The following is a 24,883-nucleotide window of genomic DNA, read 5'->3' as shown; positions in this document are numbered from 1 at the left end:
GCGTTGCCCCGGTCCGGCGCCGTGGACCACAATCCGCCCCATGACCTCCGCAATGCGCCACATCACGATCGACTGCGCCGACGCCCACCGTCTGGCGAGCTTCTGGTCCCTCGTCCTGGACCGTCCGCTCCACGAGGACGACAAACCCGGTGACGAGGAAGCCCTGATCGAGGTCGCCGGCGGCCCCGGCATCCTCTTCGTGACCGTTCCGGACCCCAAGACCGTCAAGAACCGCGTGCACCTGGACGTCCAGCCGCAGGACCGCACGCGGGACGAAGAGGTCGAGCGCCTCCTCCTGCTCGGCGCGACGCAGGTCGACGACCGGCGCCGCCCGGACGGCACGGGCTGGGTGGTGCTCGCCGACCCGGAGGGCAACGAGTTCTGCGTGGAGCGCAGCGCGGCGGAACGCGCGGGCTGAGCCGGCCGGCGTTTCGGCCATCATCGCCTAGCGAGGAGTGCCGGTGCGCCAAGGGTCGGTGTACGGCACAAGCGCCGTGCCCCCGACGCGACAACGCCCCCACGACGGCCGAAAGCGGCCCGGTCGTCGGGCCCCTCCTGCTCGTTGGACCCGGTGGAACGGCCCTTGCCCGGCCCGCCCGTCACCCACGCGACAGGAGTGTTCCGTTGGCCTACACGAGCCGGACAGCATGGGACGAGCACTACACCGCGGGGCGGGATTTCCGTGGGCTCACCGCAACGGAACGCGACCTGCTCGCCGAGCACGTTCCGGCCGTGAGCGGGTCGCGCGCGCTGGACGTGGGCTGCGGCACCGGGGAGCTGGCCCTGCACCTTGCGGGGCTCGGGTACGCGGTGGACGGCGTCGACTTCACCGAGAGCGCCCTGCAGAGGGCCGCACAGCGTGCGCACGCCTCGGGGGGCGTGCGGTGGTTGTGCGGCGACGTCGAGCGCGAGGCCCCCGCCGAGCTGGACGAAGCCGGATACGACCTCATCACGCTGCGCCTGGTGCTCGCGTTCCTCCGTGATCGCTCCCGCGTACTGCTTCGTCTCGCGGCCCGCCTCCGCCCCGGGGGTGCCCTGGTGGTGATCACGCCCCTGGCCGCGAACACCCCGCAGGAGCGGAGGAGCATCGCCCTGGACGAGGACGAGATCGGCGTCCTCGTCGAGGGATGGGCCTCGGTGGACCGCTTCGACGCCGAGGGGCTCGCCGTGCTCGTCCTGCGCGATCCGTGCCCGGTGTTCACGGCCGTGGAGAAGGAGGGCGAACCGGACGCGGCGGCGGTCGCCGGTGCGTGCGTGGTCGTCACGGACGGCTGCGGCCGCGTGCTCCTGGGGCGTTCCGCCGAGGGCATGTGGGAACTGCCCGGCGGCCGCGTCGAACCGGGCGAGACCTTCCCGGAGACCGCGGTACGGGAACTGGCCGAGGAGACCGGCCTGTCCTGCGGGACGCAGGACGTCCATCTGGTGGCGATCCTCCACGACGACCGCGGCCGTGTCCGCCGCCTCTCCGCCGTCGTCCGGGCCGTCTCCTGGTCCGGCGAACCCACCGTGCGCGAGCCGGACCGCTTCCTGCGGTGGGAGTGGCACGAGCTGCACGCCCTCGCCGCGCTCGGGCCTGTCTTCGCGCCGTCCGCACAGGCCCTCGCCACCGTATGGCCCGGTGTCGTGCCGGACCAGCCGTCCATGACGACCTATGGGACGGCCGGCCGGCAACCCCCGGTCGAGGGCGAACCGGCACCGGCGGCGCGGTTGCGCGGGCGCATGGCCGACGACGTGGTCCGTGGCGGCTGGGCCCCCTCGCCCCCGGTCCAGGAGGCCCTCCGGTCCGTGCCGCGGCACAGGTACGTCCCCGAGAGCCCGCCGGCCACCGCGTACGACCACGATCTCGCCGTCGTCACCCGGCGCACGGCGAGCGGGGAGTCCGTCAGCTCCGTCTCCGCGCCGTGGCTGCAGGCCGACATGCTCGAGAAGATGCGTCTGGAGCCGGGCATGACGGTGTTCGAGGCCGGATCCGGGGGGTACAACGCGGAACTCATCGCCCACGTCGTCGGTCCGGCAGGACGGGTCGTCACGGTCGACGTCGACCCGTACGTGGTCCGTCGCACCAGGCGCCTCACCGCGGAGGCAGGGAGCGGCCGCGTCACCGTCGTGCTCGGCGACGGCGGGCACGGGGCGCCGGGTCACGTCCCGCGGGGCGGTTTCGACGCGAGTGTGATCACCTACCGGACCTGGGACGTCTCCCCCGAGTGGGGCCGCCAGCTCGCCGACGGGCGGTATCTCGTCCTGCCCCTGGAGATCCACGGCTACACCCGCGCCATCGCCCTCCGGAAGGAGGGTGAGGTGCTGCGCTCCCGCGGATGGACGTACTGCGGATTCGTCCGCGACCGCGGGGCCGCGGCACGGACCCTTCCGGTGGTCGACCTTGCCGGCGCCGGGCTGCAACTGTGCTTCGGGGACGGCACCGTGCCGGACACGGCCGGCGTCGGGGACACGCTGCGCGGCGGGCGTCACGAGTCGAGGACCGGCGTCACCGTCGCGGCCGAGGAGTCCCTGGAGACGCTTGAGCTGTTCGCGGCCACCACGTTGCCCGGCTTCTGCCGCCTGGTGCGGGGCGGTTCACGGCGTCCAGGGCGCGTGGCCCTTCCCAAGAGCGGGAACGCCGCCGCCGTGGTGGCGGACGGCTCCCTCGCCCACCTCACCTACGTTGAGGTCCCGGGCGGGCCGGAGGTCCGGGGGCGGCGCCTGGAACTCGTCGTCCACGCCTACGGCGCGGCCGGGCCCCTGTCGGCCGAGCGCCTGGTCGCGTGCGTCCGCGCCTGGGACCGGCACGTCCGCGGCACCGGGTATCCGGCCCTGTCCGTCCATCCCGCGGGCACCCCGGACCACGAACTCCCGGCGGGACACGTGATCGACAAGGTCTTCACCCGCCTGGTCCTCCGATGGCCCGGCACCGCCGCGGACGCCTGATCCGGCGTCCTCACCCCGCCACGGCCGCCCGCGCGAAGTGGTCGTGGTCGTCGAGGACTTCGGTGATGACGTGCCGGTTGACCTCGGCGCGGGCCGGGTCGGTGGTGAGGGTGTCGGCGAGCACGAGCAGTGACTTCCACAGGGCCCAGCCGCGGGCGCGGGCCCAGGTGGCGGGGTCCTGGCGGACCGTGCGGCGGAACGTCTCGCGGCCGGCGCCGGAGAACATGGTCCAGGCGATGACCAGGTCGCAGGCGGGGTCGCCGACGCCGGAGGTGCCGAAGTCGATGACGGCGGCGAGTTCGCCGTCGCGGACGAGGAGGTTGCCGGAGGCGATGTCGCCGTGGAACCAGAGGGGTCGGCCGTGCCACTCGGCGGCGAGGGCGGCGTCCCAGACGGCGCGGGCGCGGGCGGTGTCGACGTGGCCGTCGAGGAGGGCCAGGCAGCGGCGGGTCTCATCGTCGTAGTGGGCGGGTGAGGTGCCCCGGTACCAGCTGTGGCGGCCGGCGGCCGGGCCGCCGGTGGGGTCGCAGCCTTGGAGCGCAAGGAGGAACTCGCCGAGGTCCACGGCGAACCGGCTGAGGTCGGCGATGCGTTCGGGGGCGGCGGTCCCGCCGGGCAGCCAGCCGCGTACGGACCAGGGGAAGGGGTAGCCCTCGCCCGGGTCGCCCATGCCGAGCACGGACGGGACGGCGACGGGGAGCGAGGGCGCGAGCCGGGGCAGCCACTCGTTCTCCTTGGCCACCGCGGGGACGTAGCCTTCGGCGGTGGGCAGACGGACCGTCATGGCGTGCCCGAGGCGGTAGGTGCGGTTGTCCCAGCCGTCGGCCTCCACCGGGGTGACGGGCAGGTGGCCCCACTGCGGGAACTGTGCCGCGAGCAGGCGCTTGACCAGTGACGCGTCGATTCCGGCGCGGCCGTCGGGCGGGGTCGTGATCATCCCGCGATGATCACCCGCCGTGTCGGCCCGCGGCAACGGGTTATCGGGGACGTGGGGCGCCGGCGGGCCGGGAGGGGGGTGGCCCGGCCCGCCGGCGGAGCGGAGTGTGGTCCGCTACGGGGTGATGGTCCAGTTCTCGATGTAGCCGGTGTCGAGCGCGACGGCGTCGCGGACGCGGAGCTTCCAGGTGCCGTCGATCGTCTCGGCGGAGGCGTCGACCGTGAAGGTCTGGTCGACGTTGTCGGCGGACCCGCCGGTCTGGTTGAGCAGCGGGTAGGTGCTGCCGCTGGGCCCGAGCAGGTCGACGACGAGGTCGCCGCGCCAGGTGTGGACGATCTTCACGTGGACCTGGGTGACGGCGGAGGCGTGGCCGCCGCGGCCCGTCACGGTGATCGGCGACTCGACGGCGGCGCCGGCGTCGGGGATGTCGACGCGGGTGCCGTTGCCGTAGACGTAGGCGACCGTCCAGGTGAACCCGGTGGAGGCGGTGTCGCCGGTGCTGTCGGTGACGGTGACCGTGACCTCGTGGGTGCCGGTGGAGTCCGGTGTGCCGGAGATCAGGCCGGTGTCCCGGTCGATGCCCACGCCGTCGGGCAGCCCGGTGGCCTCGTACTCCAGGGTGGCGCCGGCGTTGCTGGTGGTCGCCTCGACCTGCAGGGAGACCGTCTGGCCGACGCCGCTGATCTGGTCGCCGGGCGGGATCAGGTCGATGCCGTCGACGATGCGGCGGCCGACGTTGATGGCCGCCCAGGTGTTGGCGACGGTGACGTACGTCGGGCTGTAGGCGCCGAAGAGGTCGGCCGCGGCCTGGAGGGTCGCGGTGCGGGCTCCGGCGTAGTCGGTGGTCGAGGTCATGTACGTGGTCAGTGCCCGGTACCAGATCGCGGCGGCGTTGGCGGCGCCGATGCCGGGGACCGGGACGCCGTCGTAGGTGGGGCTGTCGTAGGCCACGCCGTTGACGGTCTTCGGGCCGCTGCCCTCGGCGAGCAGGTAGAAGAAGTGGTTGGCCGGGCCCGACGAGTAGTGGACGTCGACGCCGCCGAGCGAGGACGACCAGTAGTCGCGCGAGTCGCCGTCCTTGGAGGGCTTGTCCATGTAGCGCAGCGGGGTGCCGTCGCCGTTGATGTCGATCTCTTCGCCGATGAGGTAGTCGGGGGTGTCGGCGGCGAGGTCCGCGTGGAACTCGACCATGGTGCCGAAGATGTCGGAGGTGGCCTCGTTCAGGCCGCCGGACTCACCGCTGTAGTTGAGGTCGGCGGTGGCGCTGGTGACGCCGTGGCTCATCTCGTGCCCGGCCACGTCGATGGCGGTGAGGGGGTGGGTGTTGCCCGAGCCGTCGCCGTAGGTCATGCAGCGGCAGGTGTCGCTCCAGTAGGCGTTGACGTAGTTGCTGCCGTAGTGGGTGCGGCTGTAGCGCCCGTCGCCGTCGTTGTAGATGCCGTTGCGGCCGAAGGTGTCCTGGTAGTAGTCCCAGGTCGCGCCGGCACCGAAGTGCGCGTCCACGCCCGCGGACTGGCGGTTGGCGACGGTGCCGTCGCCCCAGACGTCGTCGGCGTCGGTGAAGAGGGTGCCGGTGCCGGAGGAAGTCGTGTTGTTCAGGTCGGTGGTGTAGTGGCCGCCCCGGGTGCCGTCGCGGAGTTCGTAGGCACCGCCGGCCTCCGTGGTGCCGAGGGGGACGGTGCCGACGAAGGCGCCGGTTCCGGTGCCGGTCTTGACGCCTTCGGAGCGAGAGAGCTCCTTGCCCGTGCGGGCGTCGGTGACGACGTGCAGTTCGCTGGGCGTGCCGTCGGCCTGGGTGGCGGTGACGACGGTCTCCCAGGCCAGTGCCGGCCTGCCGGTCGCGGCCCAGACGACGAGCCGCGGTTCCCCGGCCGTACGGGGGTTTCCGGTACGGGGCGCGGCGGCGAGGGCCTTCTTCCCGGCGGTGGCCGCCGCGACCGCGGGCCGCGTACCGGGCACGGACAGCGTCGCGTCGGTGGCGCGGTCCTGGGTCAGCCGGTTGCCGTCGCGGTGGACGACGAGGTCGCCGCCGAGCACGGGGAGTCCGGCGTAGGTGCGTTCGTACCGTGTGTGCACGGTGCCGTCGGCGTCCTTGACGACGTCCTTGACGACGAGTCTTTCCTGCTGCCCGAGGCGCAGCACCTTGGCGGTCGCGGGCGCCGCGGAGCCGGCCTCGCGGATCAGCGAGGCGCGGGCGGACGGGGACAGGCGCACGGGGAACGCGCCGGTGTGGGGGGATGCGACGATCGTCGTGCTGCCCCGTCCCTGGCTGGTGGCGAGCGCCGCGCCTGAGGGAAGGGCCGCGCCGAGCAGTGCGGCGGCGGCGGTCAGGGCGACGGCGGTCGCCCTGGCGTGACGGGGCAGGGTGCGTAAGTGGGACAAGGAGTTCTCCTCCTGCGGCGGTCGGCTGACGGTGGCCGTGCGGACCCGCCGGCGGAGTGGGCCGGGCGGGGCGGAGCTCGCAGTGCGGGATGACGCCGTCCGTGTGCGGGTGCGGACACAGCGTGACATCGGGATGACATCATTGTCATGGCGGCAACAAATCTTGTCCGAAATCGATCAGCGTTCCGCCCGCTCCCCGGACAGCGGCGGGCGCGCGCCCCGGTGGCGGGCCGGTGGCCACCGGCCCGCCACGGACGGGACGCCCCTCAGGTCGCCGTGGCGGCCGCCGCCGCACGCCCGGCCTGACGGCCGGAGAAGAGGCAGCCGCCGAGGAACGTGCCCTCCAGGGAGCGGTAACCGTGGACGCCGCCACCGCCAAAGCCGGCGACCTCACCGGCGGCGTACAGACCCGGCACCGGCTCCCCGGCCGCGTCCAGGACCCGGCCGGACAGGTCGGTCTGCAGACCCCCGAGCGTCTTGCGGGTGAGGATGTTCAGCCGTACCGCGATCAGCGGTCCCGCGGCCGGGTCCATGATCTTGTGGGCCGTGGCGGTGCGGCTGAGGAAGTCGCCGGGGTAGGCCAGGGCGTTGCGGATCCCCATCACCTGGGCGTCCTTGGTGTACGGGTTGTCGATCTCGCGGTCGCGGGCGTCGATCTGCCGCTTGAGGTCGGCCAGGTCGATGAGGTCCTCCCCGGTCAGCCTGTTCATCCCGGCGACGAGCCCGGACAGCGAGGAGGAGACCACGAAGTCGACGCCGTTCTTCTTGAACCGCTCGATGGGCTCCGGGGTCTGCCACAGACGGGAGAGGGTGAGGGGGATGTCCTTGTTGGTGAGGTCCGGGTTCTGCTCCGAGCCGGAGAGGGCGAACTCCTTCGCCAGGATCTTCTGGGTGGTCACGAACCAGGAGTAGTCGTACCCGGTACCCGTGATCGTCTTGAGCGTGCCGAGGGTGTCGTACCCGGGCAGGTCCGGGGCGGAGAAGCGCCTGCCGGTGGCGTCCAGCCACAGCGAGGAGGGGCCGGGGAGGATGCGGATGCCGTGCTTGGCCCAGATCGGGGCGTAGTTCTGCAGACCTTCGGTGTAGTGCCACATGCGGTCCGGGTTGACGATCCGCCCGCCGGCCCGCTCGGTGATGGCGAGCATCCGCCCGTCCACGTGCTCCGGCACCCCGGAGATCATGTTCTTCGGCGGTGCGCCGAGCCGGGCCGGCCAGTTCTGGCGCACCAGGTCGTGGTTGGCGCCGATGCCGCCCGAGGTCACGATCACGACCGGGGCGCGAAGCTCGAAGTCTCCGACGGCGGTGCGCGAACTGCGGGTGCCCCGGGGGGCGTTGCTCGGCTCCAGGAGGGCTCCGCGGACCCCGGTGACGACGCCGCCGGTGCGTACGAGCTCGTCGACGCGGTGCCGGAACCTGAAGCTCACCAGCCCCCTGGCGACCGCGGCGCGTACGCGCTTCTCGAAGGGCTCGACGACGGCCGGGCCGGTCCCCCAGGTGACGTGGAAGCGGGGCACCGAGTTGCCGTGGCCGTCCGCGAGGCCGCCGCCGCGCTCGGCCCAGCCGACGATCGGGAACCAGCGCACGCCCTGCTGGTGGAGCCAGGACCGCTTCTCCCCCGCGGCGAAGTCCACGTAGGCCTCGGCCCACTTGTAGGCCCAGTGGTCCTGGCCGTGTGGGTCGGTGACGTCACGGTCGAAACCGGCCGCGCCCTGCCAGTCCTGCCACGCCAGGTCGCGGGAGTCCTTGATGCCCATCAGCCGCTGCTCGGCGGAGTCGACGAGGAACAGCCCGCCGAAGGACCAGAACGCCTGGCCGCCCAGATTGGTCTCCGGTTCCTGGTCGAGCAGGAGCACCTTGCGTCCCTTGTCGGCCAGTTCCGCGGTCGCGACCAGGCCCGCCAGACCGTGGCCGATGACGATCACGTCCGCGTCCTGGGAGGCGGCCGCGTGGGCCGGGGCCGCCTGCGCCAGGGCGGTCGCCCCGGCGAGCACACCTCCCGCCGCCGTCAGGACGCGGCGCCGGCTGGGCATGGCGGGGTCTGTCTCTGTCTCCATGGCGTGCCTTCCGGAGGGTGCGGGGGGATGCGCGAAGGGTGTTGCCCGGATGACCTTGCTGTTACCTTCGGTAGCCGACAGGTAATCAGGTGGTCATGACAATGCGGTAGTGGCCGGCCGCCAATGCGCCCGCACCCGGTTGTCGCCCGGCCACAGCGTTCGCTCGCGGAAGGGGCGAGGCTCTTGACGGTCACCCACCAGCCCGAGCCCGTCGCCGGGATCCTGCGGGACATGGCCGGCGACCCGGACGTACGGGGCCAGCTCGTGCACGCCGCGCGCACCCACTCCCCCGACGTCGCCCGGCTCGGCGAGGCGGAGACCCGGCGGCACGTCACCGCCATCGTCGCCGCGGCCGGACCGTGGCTCGGCACCTTCGGGCGCGTGGACGGCCAGGACTTCGCCGCCGCCCTGCTGCTCGGCACCGACCGGGCCGAACAGGGCGTCCCCATCACCTCGGTGCTCCACGGCGTCCAGGCGGCCCTCACCCGCACGGTGGAGATCACCGTCGACCGCAGCAGGTCGGCCGGAGTGCCCGACGGCATGCTGCTCTCGGCGGTCCTGCGGCTCAAGGAGTACGGCGACGCCGTCGAACGCCACGTGATCAACGGCTACCGCACGGCCGAGCAGGAACTGCCGCCCGCCTCCGACGGCCTGCGGGCGCGGGTGCTGCGCCGGCTCCTGACGGGCGGCACCCCGCCGCCGGCAGCGGACCTGGCGCGGGCCGGGCTCCGGCCCGGCGGCACGTACCACTGCCTCGTCGCGGACGGCCTCGACGCCGCCGGCGCCCGCCGCCTCACGGACCGGATCACCGCGCTGCGCGGGATCGCCGGACGGGTCGAGGGCCGGCCGGCGGGCCTGCTCCCCCGGATGCCCGCGCGCGGGGAACTGGGGCCGGAGGCGGCCGGCGTGCTCGTCGTCCTCTCCCCCGCCGTTCCGCCGGACGAGCTGCCGCCCGTCCACCGGCTGTGCGTCCGCGCGCTGACCGCCGGCGGCCGGCGCGGACGGCGCGGGGTGCGGGAGCTGACGGACCTCGCCGGTGAGATCGCCACCGGGGAGCACCCGCTGCTGGGCTCGTTCCTGGCCGGCAGGCTCCTGGGCGCCCTGGATCCTTCGGACGCCTTCCACCGCCAACTGGCCCTCACCGCGCTGGCGTTCCTGGACCACGGACGACGTCTGGACCAGACGGCGGCCGCACTGTTCACCCACCCCAACACCGTGCGCTACCGGCTCGGCCGGCTCCGGCAGATCACCGGCGAGCCGCCCGCGGACGCCACGTCCGGGCCGCTGGACGCCCTCCACTGGTGGTGGGCCCTGACGACGTGGCTGGGGCCGGACCGGGAAGCCCCCTTCACGGACTAGCCGGGGGCGGCCCCTCCGCAGGGTCGGCAGGCCGCTTCCGGCGGCGCGTCAGCAGGTGCCGCGTCGCCGCCTCGCCGGCGAGGATGCCGAGCAGCCCGGCGAGCGAGATCCACGGCGGGGCCGGCGACATGACGCCCATGAGCCAGTACAGGACACCGGCCAGGGCCCCCACGGAGAAGGAAATGAGGCACCGCGAGAGCAGGGACCTCACGCGAGCCACTCCGGCACGGAGGAGCCGATCAGGATGCCGGCCAGGCCGACGAGACAGATGAACGGCGGCGCGGGGGACGGGACCCTGAGGAGGCCGTACATGATGCCGACGACCAGGCCCGCTCCGAAGGACGCGGCGTAGCCCACGCCGACCCCCCTTTCCTTCTTTACCGATATGAGAATTTACGTCCCTTTCTAGCAGCACGGATGGCGCCCGGTCGTGCAGCGCGGCGTCAGGTGACCCCGTCAGGACGGCGCGGCCACCGGCGCGTGCCGCCGACGCCTCGGCGCCCGCCGGGCTCGCAACGGTGCGCCGCGCCCTGGGTCCGGCCGGCAACTTCCGCACGTGGGGGCGGGATTGACGACCCCAAACCCGTACGGTCGCGATGCGGACGTGGGAAAGATCACCTCGCACGCCCTGCCCCCGTCCCCGGGTTTGGGGCCAGGATGCGACCGCCCCCACCGGGGCAGTCCGAACCGTCGGCGGGCCGACCCCGGCCCCACGGAACAGCCAGGGAATCCCTTGAGACCATCACCCAGACGCTGGGGCGTGCTCGCCGCCGCCGGCGCCGCCCTCCTGTCGATGGCGCAACCCGCCGCCATGTCCGCCGCCCAGGCCGCCTCGCCCGGGAGCGCCGGCGCCGACGCCCCGGCGGCGCGGGGCAACGTGCCCGCGGGCGTCCACACGGTCACCCTGATCACGGGTGACATCGTTATCACCCGGCAGTCCGGTACCGCCGGAGGCACCGTCGAGGTGCGCGGCGCCAATGGGTCCGAGACCCGCGCGCACATCATGGAGTCCCGCGGGGACCTCTACGTCTATCCGGAATCCGCCCTCCCCTACGTGGCGGCGGGCACCCTGGACCGGCGCCTGTTCAACATCAGCAAGCTCGTCGCGGACGGCTACGACGACGCGCACCTCGACCACCTGCCGCTGATCGTCTCCTACGGCACCGCCGCGGGCCTGCGCTCCACGACGCCGCGCGGTGCCACCCGGGTCAGGGACCTCAGCAGCGTCCAGGGCGCCGCCCTCACCGAGGACAGGGACCGGTCCGCAGACTTCTGGCAGGCCGTCACCTCCGCGCCCGGGGCCGGATCGCGGGCCGCCAAGACCACCCCGGGCGACACCCCCGCCTTCGGCTCCGGCATCGCCCGCATCTGGCTCGACGGCAAGGTCGAGGCCGATCTCGCCGACACCACCGCCCAGATCGGCGCCCCGCAGGCGTGGTCGGCCGGCGACACCGGCAAGGGTGTCGACGTCGCCGTCCTCGACACCGGTGTCGACACCGGGCACCCCGACCTGTCCGGCCGGATCACCGCCACCCGGACCTTCGTCCCGGACGAGGACGTGACGGACCGCAACGGACACGGCACCCATGTCGCGTCCACCATCGCCGGCACCGGGGCCGCCTCGGACGGCAAGGAGAAGGGCGTCGCCCCCGGCGCGGACCTCCACGTGGGCAAGGTGCTGGCCGACTCGGGCTCCGGCCAGGACTCCTGGGTGCTGGCCGGCATGGAATGGGCCGCGGTGGACCAGGACGCGGACGTCGTGAGCATGAGCCTGGGCTCCGACACCCCGTCCGACGGCACGGACCCCCTCAGCGCGGCGGTCGACCGCCTGAGCGCGCAGACCGGCGCGCTGTTCGTCATCGCCGCGGGCAACATGGGTACGCCCGGCAGCATCGGCGGGCCGGGAGCGGCGGACGCCGCCCTGACGGTGGGAGCCGTCGACTCCTCCGACGACGTCGCCTGGTTCTCCAGCCAGGGTCCGCGCGTCGGCGACGGCGGTCTCAAGCCGGAGATCACCGCGCCCGGCGTCGACGTCCTGGCGGCCCGCTCGCAGTACGCGCCGGAGGGCGAGGGCAGCTACCAGACGCTCAGCGGCACCTCGATGGCCACACCGCACGTCGCGGGCGCGGCGGCCCTGCTCGCGGCCGCGCGCCCGGGGCTCACCGGCTCCCAGCTGAAGGACCTGCTGGTGAGCAGCTCGAAGCAGACCCCGCAGTACGACGCGTTCCAGGCCGGCAGCGGCCGGGTGGACGTGCCCTCGGCGCTCGGCGCCGAGGTGTTCGCCTCGGCGACCGCGTTCACCGGTCAGGCCGAGGCCGGCGGCGGTGCCGCCGCGGTCGAGCGTCTGGTCACGTACACCAACACCGGGGGCTCCCCGGTGACGCTGGCCCTGTCCGTCCAGGCCCCGAACGCCCCCGCCGGGCTGTTCGCGCTGTCCGCGTCCCGGGTCGTCGTGCCGGCGCACGGCACCGCCGAGGTCACCGTCACCATCGACGGCTCGAAGGCGACCGGGAACGGCCGCTGGTCAGGTCAGGTCGTCGCGGCCGACACGGCGGGGAGGACGGTCACCCACACGGCGGTGTCGCTGGGCGACGCCGCCCACAGGCTGACGATGGTCCTCAAGGACGGCGAGGGCAAGCCCATGTCCGGGGTCGTCGAGGTGCTGCGCTCCGGCGACTTCGACCCGGCGTTCTACCTCGTCGACCAGACCGGGCGGCTGGAGACCTGGCTCCCGGACGACGTCTACTCCGTACTGTCCTTCAAGGACGTGCGCGGCGTGCACGGCCCCCACTCGATGGGCATGGCACTGCTCGGCGACCCCGAGGTCGTCATGGACGGCGACCGCACGGTGATGCTGGACGCGACGAAGCTCGAGCGGGTCGACATGACGACACCGCAGCCGACCGAGGTGACCTACCAGCGCCTGGAGTACAACCGCGCGATGGGCGGCGGCAGCTGGCGCGACTACATGGAGACCCAGACCAGCTACGACAGCCTCTGGGCCCAGCCCACCACGCACGAGGTCACCCACGGCGACTTCCACCTCGGCGCCCGCTGGCGCAAGGAGCAGCCGGCGCTGTCCGTCAGCGCGGGGAACGACGCGTTCACCGACGTCCTGCGGCAGGCGGACGTCACCGCGCTCGCCCAGGGCCACTACGCGTTCCCCCTGGTGGCCGCCGGTGACGGCGCGAGCGCGGACTACGCCGGGCTCGACGCGCGCGGCAAGGCGGTGGTCGTGCGCCGGGGCGGCGCCGTGGGCGACGCCGAACAGGCCGCCGCGGCGGTCGCGGCGGGCGCCAGGCTCCTGCTCGTCGTGAACGACCAGCCGGGACGCCAGCTGCGGAGCTACACCGACGACCCCTTCACGCCCGCCCGGATCGACGTGGCGCTGCTGAGCACCGACGAGGGCGAACGGCTCCTGCGCCGCGCGTCGGCACGGGGCGCCGTGCTGAAGGTGGGCTCGCAGCCGGTCAGCCCGTACGTCTACGACCTCATGTGGACGTGGCACAACGAGATCCCCGGCCACCTCGTCGTCAAGGGCGGCACGAAGAACCTGGCCCGGGTCGACGTCACTTTCGACAGCCCCGACCCGGCCCAGGGCGGCGGCGAGTTCCGCTTCGACTGGCCCGTGTACTCCAACTGGGGCATCGGCCTGACGATGCGCGAGCCGGTGAACTCGCGGCGGGTCGACTGGGTCTCCACCGGACCGGGCTACTCCTGGGGCCAGGAGGCGTACGTCGACGGTCTGCTGTACGAGGTCGAACCGCGCACCACGTACCGGGCGGGCAGCCGGCACAGCCAGGAGTGGTTCAAGCCCGTCGAGCGGCCGTACCTGAACAACAATTACAAGCTGCCCACCCGCAGCGGCAGCTGGCTGGCCTTCGACATCCCCGCATGGGGTGGCGCGGACCACGTCGGCATGTCGATGGACTACCAGCGCACACGGCAGACGCTCACCCTCTACCAGGGCGGCACGCGCCTGGGCCAGAGCACGACCAACACCAGCATGGGGGGCACCGCCCCCGGTACGGGCCGGCTGCCCTACCGCCTGGTGCTGGACGCGAGCCGTGACGCCTCGGTGAGCCCCTACTCCGCCACCACGCACACCGAGTGGGAGTTCACGTCCAAGGCCTCGGCGGGCGACGACGCGGCAGTGCTGCCGCTGCCGCAGATCGACTACGGCATCGCCACGGACGCGGACGGCAGGGCCGCCCGGAACGACGCGCTGTCCGTCACGGCCGCCCACCTCCCGGGCGCCGTCGGCGCGGGCTCCCTCTCGGCCGTCTCCCTCGAGGTGTCCTACGACGACGGGCGCACCTGGCGGAAGACCGCCTGCGGGCACGACGGCCGCTTCAAGCTGTCCGCCCCGAAGCAGGCCCGGTTCGTCTCGCTGCGTGCGGGTGCGCACGACTCCGCGGGCAACGCGGTCACCCAGACCGTGATCCGGGCCTTCGGCCTCCGCTGACGCGGGACGCCGGGACCCCGCGGGCGACGGCCCTCGGGGTCCCGGCGTGGAAGGTGGGGCTCAGGCGGCGACGCCGGCACCGGCCTGGGACAGCTGCTCGATGACCTGGGTCAGCCCCTCGACGACCTCGGAGTCGTCCGCCGGGTGCGTCTGCGCGAAGCGGGTCACGGAGCCGGGGATGGAGAGCTTGGCGTCCGTGAGGACGGAGGCACCGGCGATGCCCGCGGCCTTGCGGGCCTCGTCCTGGGCCCACACGCCGCCGTACTGGCCGTAGGCGGTGCCGACCACGGCGACCGGCTTGCCGGACAGGGCGCCGGCACCGTGCGGGCGGGACAGCCAGTCGATGGCGTTCTTGAGGACGGCCGGGATGGTGCCGTTGTACTCGGGCGAGAACAGCAGGAACGCGTCGACGGCGCCGGCGGTGGCGCGCAGACGGGCGGCGGCCTCGGGCACCGCGCCCTCGACGTCGATGTCCTCGTTGTAGAAGGGGACCTCCGCCAGACCCTCGTAGAGCGTGATCTCGACGCCCTCGGGAGCGTGCTTGACGGCGGCCTCGGCGAGCTGGCGGTTGTGCGAACCGGCGCGGAGGCTGCCGACGAGGGCGAGGATGCGGACGGACATGGGCGATCTCCCTGCTAGGAACCGAAACGGACCGTGGTCCGGTTACATGTTGTACCAGGCAAACGGACCGCGGTCCACTTCTATTCCCACCGCTACGCTGTGGCCATGACCGAGCCGCACCGCGCCGTCCTCCCCGTGCGCGACGCCTCCGCCGGACCCGCGGGCCTCACCCTCACACCGGCGGGCGAGCCACCACGGCTGCGTGCCGACGCCGCACGGAACCGCAGGCGTCTGCTGGAGGTCGCGGCCGAACTCGCCGCCGAGCACGGAGCGGCGAACGTGACCATGGAGGCCGTCGCCGCCGCGGCCGAGGTCGGCAAAGGGACGGTCTTCCGGCGTTTCGGCGACCGCACGGGGCTGATGCTCGCGCTGATCGACCACATCGAGCAGCAGATCCAGGCGGCCTTCCTCACCGGTCCGCCGCCCCTGGGACCGGACGCCCCGCCGCTGGAGCGGCTGCGCGCCTTCGGTCCCGCCGTGATGCGCCACGAGCACGCCCACCGCGACCTGTACCTCGCCGCGCGCCGGGAGCAGAGCCGCCGCTTCAACCCGTCGTACCAGCTCAGGCTCACGCACCTGACCCTGCTGCTCCGGCAGGCGGGCGCCCCCGGCGACGTCGAACTGACCGGGCACACGCTGCAGGCCTACCTCGACACCGTGCTCGTGGAGTACCTGCTCACGGCCCGGGGCATGCCCATCGAGCGGCTGGACGCCGGCTGGCACGACCTCGTCGACCGCCTCGGCACACCGCGGTAGCGCCGTCGCCGGACGTCACCCGGGCCGCGGTGCGGCGCCCGGGCGCTCCGCGCGTACGTCCGGCCCGCCGCCGTGACGGCGGGCCGGTGAGCGGTCAGGGATTGCAGCCGGGACCGGTGGCCGGGTTGACGCAGGCATCGGTGCCGGGTCCGCCGTCGTTGGTGTTGATGCCGGGACCGCCGGAGAGGGCGTCGTTGCCGGCGTCACCGAAGAGGGCGTCGTCGCCGTCACCGCCGGTCAGGGCGTCGTTTCCGTCACCGCCTTCGATGCGGTCGTTGCCGGCCCCGCCGGTCAGCGTGTCGTTGCCGGCTCCGCCGCAGATCAGGTCGTCGCCGCCGCGGCCGTCGGGAGAATCGTAACTACGCGCGAGGTCGGCGACCTTCGGCCGATCCGCGCGTTGGGCCGTCCGTGGCCCCGCGGACACGCCGCCACCCCTGGCACGAGGGCCTCCCGCACGCACCCGGCCGCGGAGCCGGTGGCGGCCACCGCACAGCCCGGGCGGCAGCCCGGCGCAGGCGGTGGAGCGGCACCGCGAGACCGCGGAACGGGGCGTCCACGGATCACGGTCTCGAGATCGGCCGCCATGAACCGTGCTACGTCGAGAAGGAGTTATCGGCACGCGCGGACGGCGTTCGCCACCGCGCCCTTCACGGCGCCGGCGGCCGGGGGTCCCACCCTGTCGTGATCCCGACAGCGGGCGGAAAGACGCCGCTGTGCTCCTCTCGTTTCCCGGCCCGTTGAATCGTTTAACTCGCTAGCATGCGGCGGACATTGGATGGATCTAACGTGAAGGATCCCCTGTGAGACCGCTCTTCCCGGGCCGAACCGGCCTGCCGATCGTCGCGGGTGTCGCGGCAATGCTGATGGCGATCCCACCGGCGTCTGCCAGTGACCACGCCACCCCCTCCTCCTCGACGGACGACGTGGTCGTGACCGGCCGGGCCCACTCGGGCTCCAGCCCGCGCACCGTCACCCTCATCACCGGCGACCGGGTCACCGTCACGCCGGGTGGCGACGGCCGTGCCTCCGTCACCGTGCAGGGCCCCGGCGGCCACCGCGCGGACGCCCGCGTCACCACGCAGAACGGCGACACCTACGTCTACCCGTTCGCCGCCGAGCGGTACGTGGCGACCGGACTCCTCGACACCGACCTCTTCAACGTCACGCGGCTCATCGCCGACGGTTACGACGACGACCGCTCCAAGGGCCTTCCCGTCATCCTGACCTACTCCTCCGACGCCCGGCGGAAGCTGGCGGCGCCGTCCCTCCCCGAAGGGGCCACCGGCGCACGTGCGCTGACCAGCATCGACAGCACCGCCACCACCCAGGACCACGACCAGGCGGCGGAGTTCTGGGCCGACCTGACCGGCCGGGCCACCCCGCAGGCGGCCGCGAAGGCCACGGCGAGCGGCCCCGCCCTGTCCGGCGGCGTACGCAAGGTGTGGCTCGACGGCAAGGTCAAGGCCGACCTCGCCGACAGCGTCGCCCAGATCGGCGCCCCCGAGGTGTGGGCCGGGGGCGACACCGGCCAGGGCGTGGACGTCGCCGTCCTCGACACCGGTTACGACACCGGCCACCCCGACCTCGACGGCGTCGTCGCCGACTCCCGCAGCTTCGTGCCCGGCGAGGACGTCGACGACCACCACGGCCACGGCACCCACGTGGCGTCCACCATCGCGGGCAACGGCGCCGCGTCCGGCGGCAAGGAGAAGGGCGTCGCCCCCGGCGTGCGGCTGCACGTGGGCAAGGTCCTCAGCAACGCGGGCAGCGGTTCCGACTCCTGGATCATCAGCGGCATGGAGTGGGCCGCGCGTGAGGCCAAGGCCCGCGTGGTCAGCATGAGCCTCGGCAGCGACCAGCCCACCGACGGCACCGACCCGATGAGCCAGGCGGTCAACGAACTCAGCGCCGAGACGGGCGCGTTGTTCACCATAGCCGCCGGCAACGCCGGCCCGTACGAGGGCACCGTGGCCGCGCCCGGCGCCGCCGACGCCGCGCTCACCGTCGGCGCCGTCGACTCCTCCGACGCCATCGCCGACTTCTCCAGTCGCGGCCCCCGCTTCCGGGACGACGCGATGAAGCCGGAGATCACCGCCCCCGGTGTCGACATCCTGGCGGCCCGCTCCCAGTGGGCACCCTTCGGGACGGGCTCGTACGCCACCCTCAGCGGCACCTCGATGGCCACCCCGCACGTCGCGGGCGTCGCCGCCCTGGTGGCGGCCAAGCACCCGGACTGGAACGGGGCCCGGATCAAGGACGCCCTGGTCTCCACGTCCGTCGCGACCCCGGACATCCCCGCGGACTCCGGCGGCAACGGACGCGTGGACGCGGTGGCCGCCACCGGCGCCACCCTCGTGGCCACCGCCACCGCCGACGCCGGCATCCACCCCCCGGGCGGCGCTTCCGGCGGGACCGTCACCCGTACCGTGGAGTGGGCCAACTCCGGTGACACCGCGGTCACCGTGACCCCGCGGGTGGACGCGCCGGGGGCACCCGAGGGCCTGTTCACCGTGACGGACCGTCAACTCACCGTGCCCGCCCATGGCACCGCGTCCACCACCGTGACCACCACGCTCGACCGGGCCCCCGCGGGATCCCGCTTCACCGGGCACGTCGAGGGCGTCGTCGGCGGCAAGGCCGTCACGCGCACCCTCCTCGCGGTCAGCACCCGGGACGAGTACCACCACCTGCGCGTCCACGTCACCGACCGCGCCGGCGACCCGCTGGTCGGCCTGGTGATGTACCAGCGCAAGGGTGACGAGTTCGCCCAGGCCCTCTACACCGACCTCGACGGCGTGCTGGACACCGTCGTCCCGCCGGGCACGTACACCGTCTGGACCTGGGGCGCCGTCCGCGGCGTCCACGGCGAGTCCTCCTTCGGCCGGGCGCTGCTGGCCCGTACCGGCGTCGTGGTCGCGGACGCCGACACCGACGCGACGCTGGACGGGACGAAGCTGCGCAGGACCCAGGTCGTCACGCCGAAGACGTCCACGGACAGCGACATCCGCATGGACTTCAGCCAGTCCTTCAAGGACGGCTCCCCGGCGATCACCGACACCGCGACCGTCGGCGACGGCTTCGACAGCGTGTGGGCGCTGCCCATGCCGAAGGCCTCCGGGGGCGACCTGGCGTACACGGTGCGCTGGCGCATGCAGCAGCCGCTGCTGGCCCTGTCCTCCGGCGAGCAGGCCTTCGACGACCTGTGGCTCCAGCCCGGTTCCGGGCGCCCGGCCGAGGGCGCCAGGACCCTGCCCGCCGTGTTCGCGGGCAACGGCACCGCGGCGGAGTACGCGGCCGCCGGCGCCAAGGGCAAGGTGGCGGTGGTCCGTTTCGTGGCGGACGACGACGACCGGGTCGCCGCCGCGGCGGCCGACGACCAGTTCACCGCCGCCCAGAAGGCCGGCGTCGCGCTGCTGGTCGTGGTGAACGACCAGAACGGCCGGCTGCGGGAGCCCGTCCGCCGCACCGACCTGGTCATCGCGGGCATCTCCCGGACCGAGGGCGAGACCCTGATCGGCCGTATCCAGGACAGCCGTACCGGCTCGGTGCCGATGCGCGTCGTCGGCCACGCAGAGACGGACTACCTGTACGACCTGGTGCACACCTGGCACGGCACGATCCCGCAGACGCAGACCTACGCGCCCGCCGAGCACCGCCTGGCCAGGGTCGACGTCGGCTTCCGCAACGAACCCGGCACGGAGGTCGACGAGTTCCGCTACGACATCCAGCCCTACCTCGGCGTCAAGGTCGGCGGCACCCGGCTGTCGACGGCGGGCGCCGAGCGCACCGACTGGGTCACCCCGGCCGGTGAGGCGACCTGGATGGAGGAGGCCGCCAACGGCATCCGCTCCATCCAGTTCTCCGGGCTGGTCGACTACCCGGCGGGACGCACCACCGACGTCCAGTGGTTCGGCCCCGTCGAGCACCCGCGCCTCAACGAGAGCCAGTGGCTGCCCCGGCGCAGCGGTGACGCGCTCGACGTGACCATCCCGGCCTGGGGCGACGGCGGCCGCGACCACGCGGGTGTGGTCGGGCCGGGCACCACCTCCCAGGTGAACGAGCTCTACCGGGGCGGCGATCTGGTCACCCGCACCGAGGGCGGCTGGCTGGGCGGGGACGTCCCCGCGGCCTCGGGCCGGTACCGGCTGGTGACGTCCACCGAGCGGACGGAGGGGTACCCGTACTCGACCGCGACCCGCACCGAGTGGGGCTTCACCTCCGCGACGCCGCGCACGGAGGACCCGCAGGTGCTCCCGCTGCTGCAGCTCGACTACGGGATCCGCACCGACGCGGGCGGCGCCGCGCGACGCGACGCCGAACTCACGGTCAGCGCTTCCCCGTTGCCGGGTGCGTCGGCCGGGCGGGTCAGCACCGACGCGGTGGAGGTCTCGTACGACGACGGCCGGACGTGGCACAAGCTCGCGCTGCGCGGCGCGGACGACGGCGCCGCCCGGGTCCGTCTGGACGCGCCGCGGCGGGCCGAGTTCCTGTCGCTGCGCGTGCGTGCCTCGGACAAGCGGGGCGACACGGTGACGCAGACGGTGATCCGGGCGACCGGTCTGGCCTGATCCGCGTCCGCACGAAGCGCGGCCGGGCCCTCCGCACGGAGGGGCCGGCCGCGTCGCCTCCGCCCCGGAGTTCCCTCGTTGCCCTGACCCGGCAATCCTGCGCGTCCCACGCTGCCGGTCGCGGGCCTGAGCGGCCTACGGCACGGCGTGGTCGGATGGGCACGCGGGGGTCGCACGGGGGTAGGGAGACGCAGTGGGATCGGCGGAACGGAAGTCACCGGCCGGGATATGGCTGCTGATCGCCCTGGCGGCGCTGGCCATAGGGGTGGCGATGGTCTTCCTGACGCGCGGTGCGCTGCAGCGGGAACGGGAGTTCCGTGCGGCGCCGCCGTGCGTCTCCGTGCCCGTCGAGGTGTCGGACTGCCGGTGGGAGCAGTCGTTCACGGTGCGGTCGGTGGACACGCACAGCGGTAAGCGGGAGTCGCCCGAGGCGGAGTTGTCGCTGCCGTCCGGCAAACCGTGGCATCTGAGCTTCCGTTGGCCCGGTCCCGTGCTGTCTCAGTTGGAGCCGGGCGACAAGGTCGTCGGCCTGATCTGGCGGGGGCAGGTCGTCGAGGTGCGGAACGCCGCGGGGACGCGGCAGGAGACGAGCGACGGGCCTCTGGAGTGGCCCGAGGACCGCCTCGGCGGCGCGCTCGCCGGCCTCTCGTTCGGCCTGGTGGGGCTCGTCGGGGCGCTGTGGTCGCTCTTCGCGCCGGGGCCGCGCCACGCGAACGCGGCGAAGGCCGTGCGGTGGCACGGCGTCGCCATGGGCGGCACGGCGATCGTGACGCTCTGGGTGCAGTCGGCCAGCGACTGGCCGATGTGGTCGATCCCGGCGGTCTGGGGGCCGCTGGCACTGGCGCTGCTGGCCTCGGCGGTGGCCTTCGCCGTGTCCGCCCTGCGCGGGACGACGGAGGACGGCACCCCACCGGCGCCGAAGGGTCTGCCGGGCGGGGTCCCGGGGCCGGGAACCGTGCGTCCCTGATCCGGCTGCCCGCCGGCACCGTCGTGTGCGGTCGCGTCGTCACCGGTGGCGCCGCGGCCGGACGGGACGCCGTGGTGGGGCGCTGCGGCCGGCACCCCTGGCTGGATCTGATCCATCCTGGCGACACATCGCACCGAACCGATCACAAGTGGCCAAGTGCACGCGGAGCGGGCCGAGTCGGGTCACCATCGGTCCATGAACGCATCTGCGACCGCCGCCCTCACCCCGCTCCCCGACGGAGTCTGGTCCACCCTGTCCGCCGCCCGCGCGGCGTACCGCGCCGCGGTCCCGGCCGCGTACGACGAGGTGCTGACGGAGGTCGCGGAGCGCGCCCGGGACACCGGCAGCCTGGGCAAGACCGACATCGCCGCGCTGGTGGTGTGGAAGCGGCTCCAGGCGAGCACCGCGTGGGTGGTCGAGCTCATGAACCTGCGCGACGCGGAGGTCCGGACCGTCACCGCCGAGGCCGTGCACGCGGTCCGCGACCAGGACGCCCCGCGCGGCGCGGCCGCCCGCCAGGGCCGCAAGGCCCTGCTCGGCCTGCCCGGCTGCCGCCACGGCGACGCACTGGCCTCGGCGCTGCTCACGGCCGCCGCGCCGGACCGGATGGCCGTCTACGACCGCCGCGCGCAGTTCGGCCTGGAGCGGCTGGGCTACCAGCTGACGCCGGCGCCCGGCCGTTACGGCCGCTACATGGACCTCCTCGACGACCTCCTCGTCCGCTCCGGCCCCGACGCGGCCGGCTGGACCGCCCGCGACGTGGACACGGCCCTGTACTGGCTCGGCCGTCAGGCCACGGCCCCCGGGGACCCCGAGGAGGAGTAGGGGGACCGGCGGCGCGTCGCCCGCCTCGGTCGGCCCCCTCGCGCCACCGTCGGTGCCCGGCCCTACGGTGTACCGGGTGATGACCACCTCGTCCATCCTCGGGCAGTTCGACCTGTGCTCGGATCAGTCCACGTTCCCCGACCTGTTGAACGGCTACTACCACCCGGTCGACGCCCGGATCCACCTGTTCGGCGACTCGACTCGGTGGGCGATGGTGGCCGAACTGCTGGGGTACTGCCCGCGTGCCGGCAACCTCACCGACGTCGTGCACCGGTTCGGCAACTGCCTGACCCGTGGCGAGCCGGGGTTCGGCGAGTTCCTCGACCGGGTGGACAACATGGAGGAAATCACCCTCGGCGACGACGAGGTGTACGCCGGAGGGGTTCCGGTGATGGTGCGCGGGCAGGCACTTCCGGTCGCCGCCCCCGCCGGAACACCACTGGAGGAGGTGTTCCGGCTGCTGGCGCCCGCGCACCGCGCGCTCTTGCTGGCCGACGACGCCGAACTGCACACCGGTGTTCCCGACGACCTGCCGGTGCTGCTGCGGCTGGACGAATGGCACCAGCCGGAGGACTTGGGGGACGTCATGCCCGCAGGGTGCGAGGCGTTCCGGATGATGGCCGAGGTCCTGGACTCCGGCGACCCGTCCCGCTACCGGCCGACGCTTCCCCCCAACACCCACTGGTCCCACTGGCCCGACGCCGGAACGCTGTAGGGCGCCGACGGCACCGGGCCGGCACGGCGGGCCGGGGCGCAGGCCCGGTCAGTCGGCCTGCCGTACCTCGATCAGGAGGGCCTGCTCGGGGTTGAGTTGCGGCATCGGCAGTCCGGCGGCGGTGAGCAGCGTGCCGGGGAGGGCGAGGCGGTCGTCGATCGCCTCGGTGAGCCAGGCCGGGCCGCTCGTCTGGTGGAAGGACGGCAGGCCGAGGTCGGTGCGGACGCGCACGCGGTAGCGGAGGGCGGGGGCGAGGCCGGGCAGCGGTACCCGGCCGGACTGGCCCTCGGGGGAGGTCGCCACGCGGGCCCAGCAGTAGAGCGCGGCCGTGGCGTCGTGGGCGACGACGCCGTGCAGCAGCGTCGCGTCCCCCGGGAGGTCGGCGCGGACGGTGCGCCCTCCGTGCAGCAGCGGGCGCAGTTCCCGGTACAGGGCCGTCCACGCGGTGAGCCGGGCCAGTTCCTCCGGGGTGCAGCGGGTGATGTCCTGTTCGATGCCGGGGTGGCCGAAGAGCGCGGTGGCCAGGCGGAAGGTGTCGGAGCCGACGCGTGCGGTGGTGTGGCTGGGGGTGGGGCCCACGTGGGCGCCGACCAGTTCGGGGGGCAGCAGCTGGCCCGTCCAGCGCTGGATGGACTGCCGTTCCACGGGGTCGTTGCAGTCGGAGGCCCACACCCGGTCGGTCCTGGCGAGGACGCCGAGGTCGACGCGGCCGCCGCCGCTGGCGCAGCTCTCGATCTCCAGGGCCGGGTGGCGCCGCCTGAGGGTGTCCAGCAGCAGGTAGAGCGCCTCGACCTGGGCGTGCGCCACCGGGCGGTCGGCCGGGCCGCCCACGGCCTCGTGCACCTCGCGGTTGTGGTCCCACTTGAGGTAGGCGATGCCGTACTCCTCGATCAGGGCGTCCAGCGCCCCCAGCAGGTAGGTGACGACGCCGGGGTGGGAGAGGTCGAGGACGTGCTGGTGGCGGGCCGACGGGCCGGCGCCGCGGGCGGGGGCGAGGACCCAGTCGGGGTGCTCGCGGGCCAGGTCCGAGTCGAGGTTGACCATCTCGGGTTCGACCCACAGGCCGAACTCCATGCCCAGGGAACGCACGTGGTCGGCGAGCGGCGCCAGCCCGGCGGGCCACACCTCCCGGTCGACCCTCCAGTCGCCGAGCCCCGCGCGGTCGGAGCGGCGGCCGCGGAACCAGCCGTCGTCCAGGACGAAGCGTTCCACGCCGACCTCGGCCGCGCGGTCGGCGAGCCGCAGGAGGCGTTCCGGGTCGTGGTCGAAGTAGACCGCCTCCCAGCTGTTCAGGATGACCGGGCGCGCGCGGCGCGGGTGACCCGGGCGGTCCCGGAGCAGGGTGTGGAAGCGGTCGGCGAGGCCGTCGAGCCCGGTGCCGGACCAGGCGTAGTGGCAGACGGGGGTGCGGTGGGTGTCGCCGGGCGCGAGCCGGACCTCGCCGGCGCGCAGCAGTTCGCCGCCGCCGAGCACGGCGGCGTGGACGCCGGCGCCCTCGGGCAGTTGCTCGACGAGGTAGCGCTGGTCGCCGCTCCAGGCGACGTGCAGGCCCCACACCTCGCCCTCGCGGAAGCCGAACCCGGGCACGCCGACGGCCACGAGGTAGGGCGAGTCCAGGCCGGGCTTGCCGCGCCGGACCTCGCGGGCGTACGTGCCGTGGGCGAGGGGGCGGCGTTGCGGGGAGCGTTCCCGGCTCCACTTGCCGGTGAAGTCGAGGATCTCGCCCGCCCGCCGGGGCAGCGGGAGCAGCGCGGTGACCTGCGCGAGGTCGTACGGGGCCGGGTCCGCCGTCCGCTGCCGGGTGATCTCGCTGTGGACGGCGAGCACTCCGGAGGGCTGCAGCCGGTAGGTGATCGTGATGTCGAGCCCCGCCGCGGCGTCGGTGAGGGAGACGGCCAGTTCGCCGCCCTCGGCGTCCTGGCGGACGGCGGTGCCCGTCGTGACCAGGCGGGGGGCGGCGGCACCGCCGTCGAGGTGCCCGTGGTGCGCGGGGGTGCCGGCCCAGCCGTCCGCCTCGGTGGGCCACACGGTGAAGCGGCGCGGGGTGTCGGGGGAGTTGTTGAGGACGGCGGGCTCGGCGGTCAGGCTGAGGGCGGCGAGGTCGTCGGCGGACAGCGGGCCGAGGTCGGCCCCCCAGTGGAGGACCCTGGGCACCGGCTCGGTGAGTTCGACGACGAACGCGGTGCCGGCCGCGCGCAGCGGGACGATCCGCGCGGTGGTGTCTGCCATGAGGGGGGAGTCCTTTCGGTGTGCCCCGCCGCCGGACGGCCCCGGGGTCGGGGCCGTCCGGCGGCGGGGGCTCGGTTCGC

17 protein-coding genes are annotated in these 24,883 nt (G+C 73.9%); 9 read left to right on the top strand and 8 right to left on the bottom strand.

Features of this window, described 5'->3' with window-relative positions; translation table 11 throughout:
• The first annotated feature begins 40 nt into the window (after positions 1–40).
• Together AC1VWI_RS39255 and fxlM are read left to right on the top strand one after the other, a co-directional pair.
• On the top strand, positions 41–418 hold the full coding sequence (locus AC1VWI_RS39255) for a VOC family protein (RefSeq protein ID WP_499515809.1): 378 nt from the start codon (positions 41–43) through the stop codon (positions 416–418).
• Positions 419–624: 206 nt separating this feature from the next.
• Entirely contained in the window at positions 625–2,925 is a 2,301-nt protein-coding gene (gene fxlM / locus AC1VWI_RS39250) for a methyltransferase, FxLD system (protein ID WP_499515808.1), read from the top strand.
• A gap of 10 nt (positions 2,926–2,935) precedes the next feature.
• On the opposite strand, the gene AC1VWI_RS39245 is transcribed toward fxlM, so the two are convergent.
• From AC1VWI_RS39245 to AC1VWI_RS39235, 3 genes are all read right to left on the bottom strand, one after another.
• Positions 2,936–3,862, bottom strand: coding sequence for an aminoglycoside phosphotransferase family protein (locus tag AC1VWI_RS39245; protein WP_499515807.1), 927 nt, complete (start codon positions 3,860–3,862; stop codon positions 2,936–2,938).
• A 114-nt stretch (positions 3,863–3,976) separates the two neighbouring features.
• A complete protein-coding gene (locus AC1VWI_RS39240) occupies positions 3,977–6,244 on the bottom strand; it encodes a M4 family metallopeptidase (RefSeq protein ID WP_499515806.1) in 2,268 nt (755 codons plus the stop codon).
• Positions 6,245–6,510: 266 nt separating this feature from the next.
• The gene (locus AC1VWI_RS39235; protein WP_499515805.1) at positions 6,511–8,298 is read right to left on the bottom strand and encodes an FAD-binding dehydrogenase; all 1,788 of its coding nucleotides are present in this window, start codon (positions 8,296–8,298) and stop codon (positions 6,511–6,513) included.
• Between the two features lie 183 nt (positions 8,299–8,481).
• Here AC1VWI_RS39235 and AC1VWI_RS39230 point away from each other — a divergent pair, with 183 nt between their 5' ends.
• Entirely contained in the window at positions 8,482–9,657 is a 1,176-nt protein-coding gene (locus AC1VWI_RS39230; protein WP_499515804.1) for a helix-turn-helix domain-containing protein, read from the top strand.
• Here the strand turns inward: AC1VWI_RS39230 and AC1VWI_RS39225 are convergent.
• Both AC1VWI_RS39225 and AC1VWI_RS39220 read right to left on the bottom strand, forming a co-directional pair.
• The gene (locus AC1VWI_RS39225; protein ID WP_499515803.1) at positions 9,647–9,868 is read right to left on the bottom strand and encodes a DUF1427 family protein; all 222 of its coding nucleotides are present in this window, start codon (positions 9,866–9,868) and stop codon (positions 9,647–9,649) included. The genes AC1VWI_RS39230 and AC1VWI_RS39225 overlap by 11 nt on opposite strands.
• Positions 9,865–10,014, bottom strand: a complete 150-nt coding sequence (locus tag AC1VWI_RS39220; protein WP_499515802.1) for a DUF1427 family protein — start codon at positions 10,012–10,014, stop codon at positions 9,865–9,867. The genes AC1VWI_RS39225 and AC1VWI_RS39220 overlap by 4 nt, the downstream gene beginning before the upstream one ends.
• Before the next feature lie 376 nt (positions 10,015–10,390).
• Here AC1VWI_RS39220 and AC1VWI_RS39215 point away from each other — a divergent pair, with 376 nt between their 5' ends.
• Positions 10,391–14,122 (top strand): S8 family serine peptidase, encoded by a 3,732-nt coding sequence (locus AC1VWI_RS39215; RefSeq protein ID WP_499515801.1) that lies wholly within the window; start codon positions 10,391–10,393, stop codon positions 14,120–14,122.
• 60 nt (positions 14,123–14,182) lie between these two features.
• Here the strand turns inward: AC1VWI_RS39215 and AC1VWI_RS39210 are convergent, their stop codons facing one another.
• Positions 14,183–14,743 (bottom strand): NAD(P)H-dependent oxidoreductase, encoded by a 561-nt coding sequence (locus AC1VWI_RS39210; RefSeq protein ID WP_499515800.1) that lies wholly within the window; start codon positions 14,741–14,743, stop codon positions 14,183–14,185.
• A 105-nt stretch (positions 14,744–14,848) separates the two neighbouring features.
• Here AC1VWI_RS39210 and AC1VWI_RS39205 point away from each other — a divergent pair, with 105 nt between their 5' ends.
• A complete protein-coding gene (locus AC1VWI_RS39205; RefSeq protein WP_499515799.1) occupies positions 14,849–15,499 on the top strand; it encodes a TetR/AcrR family transcriptional regulator in 651 nt (216 codons plus the stop codon).
• A 94-nt stretch (positions 15,500–15,593) separates the two neighbouring features.
• On the opposite strand, the gene AC1VWI_RS39200 is transcribed toward AC1VWI_RS39205, so the two are convergent.
• The gene (locus tag AC1VWI_RS39200) at positions 15,594–15,923 is read right to left on the bottom strand and encodes a calcium-binding protein (RefSeq protein WP_499515798.1); all 330 of its coding nucleotides are present in this window, start codon (positions 15,921–15,923) and stop codon (positions 15,594–15,596) included.
• A 376-nt stretch (positions 15,924–16,299) separates the two neighbouring features.
• Between AC1VWI_RS39200 and AC1VWI_RS39195 the strand changes: the two genes are divergently transcribed.
• The 4 genes from AC1VWI_RS39195 (at position 16,300) to AC1VWI_RS39180 (ending at position 22,574) form a co-directional block, all read left to right on the top strand.
• Positions 16,300–20,067 carry a S8 family serine peptidase gene (locus AC1VWI_RS39195; protein WP_499515797.1) on the top strand — a complete coding sequence of 1,256 codons (3,768 nt, stop codon included), beginning with the start codon at positions 16,300–16,302 and terminating at the stop codon, positions 20,065–20,067.
• A gap of 193 nt (positions 20,068–20,260) precedes the next feature.
• Positions 20,261–21,034: a hypothetical protein gene (locus AC1VWI_RS39190; RefSeq protein ID WP_499515796.1), complete on the top strand. Its 774-nt coding sequence runs from the start codon at positions 20,261–20,263 to the stop codon at positions 21,032–21,034.
• 195 nt (positions 21,035–21,229) lie between these two features.
• Positions 21,230–21,859, top strand: a complete 630-nt coding sequence (locus tag AC1VWI_RS39185; protein WP_499515795.1) for a hypothetical protein — start codon at positions 21,230–21,232, stop codon at positions 21,857–21,859.
• Between the two features lie 79 nt (positions 21,860–21,938).
• The gene (locus tag AC1VWI_RS39180; RefSeq protein WP_499515794.1) at positions 21,939–22,574 is read left to right on the top strand and encodes a DUF7003 family protein; all 636 of its coding nucleotides are present in this window, start codon (positions 21,939–21,941) and stop codon (positions 22,572–22,574) included.
• A gap of 48 nt (positions 22,575–22,622) precedes the next feature.
• Here AC1VWI_RS39180 and AC1VWI_RS39175 read toward each other — a convergent pair whose 3' ends face one another.
• Complete coding sequence (locus tag AC1VWI_RS39175) at positions 22,623–24,803, bottom strand: alpha-galactosidase (protein ID WP_499515793.1); 2,181 nt, start codon at positions 24,801–24,803, stop codon at positions 22,623–22,625.
• Positions 24,804–24,883 lie beyond the last annotated feature (80 nt).

The organism is Streptomyces sp. TOM-9 (assembly GCF_056858595.1).
The sequence above is the reverse complement of the archived record's forward strand: the minus strand, read 5'-3'. Positions and strand labels throughout refer to the sequence as shown.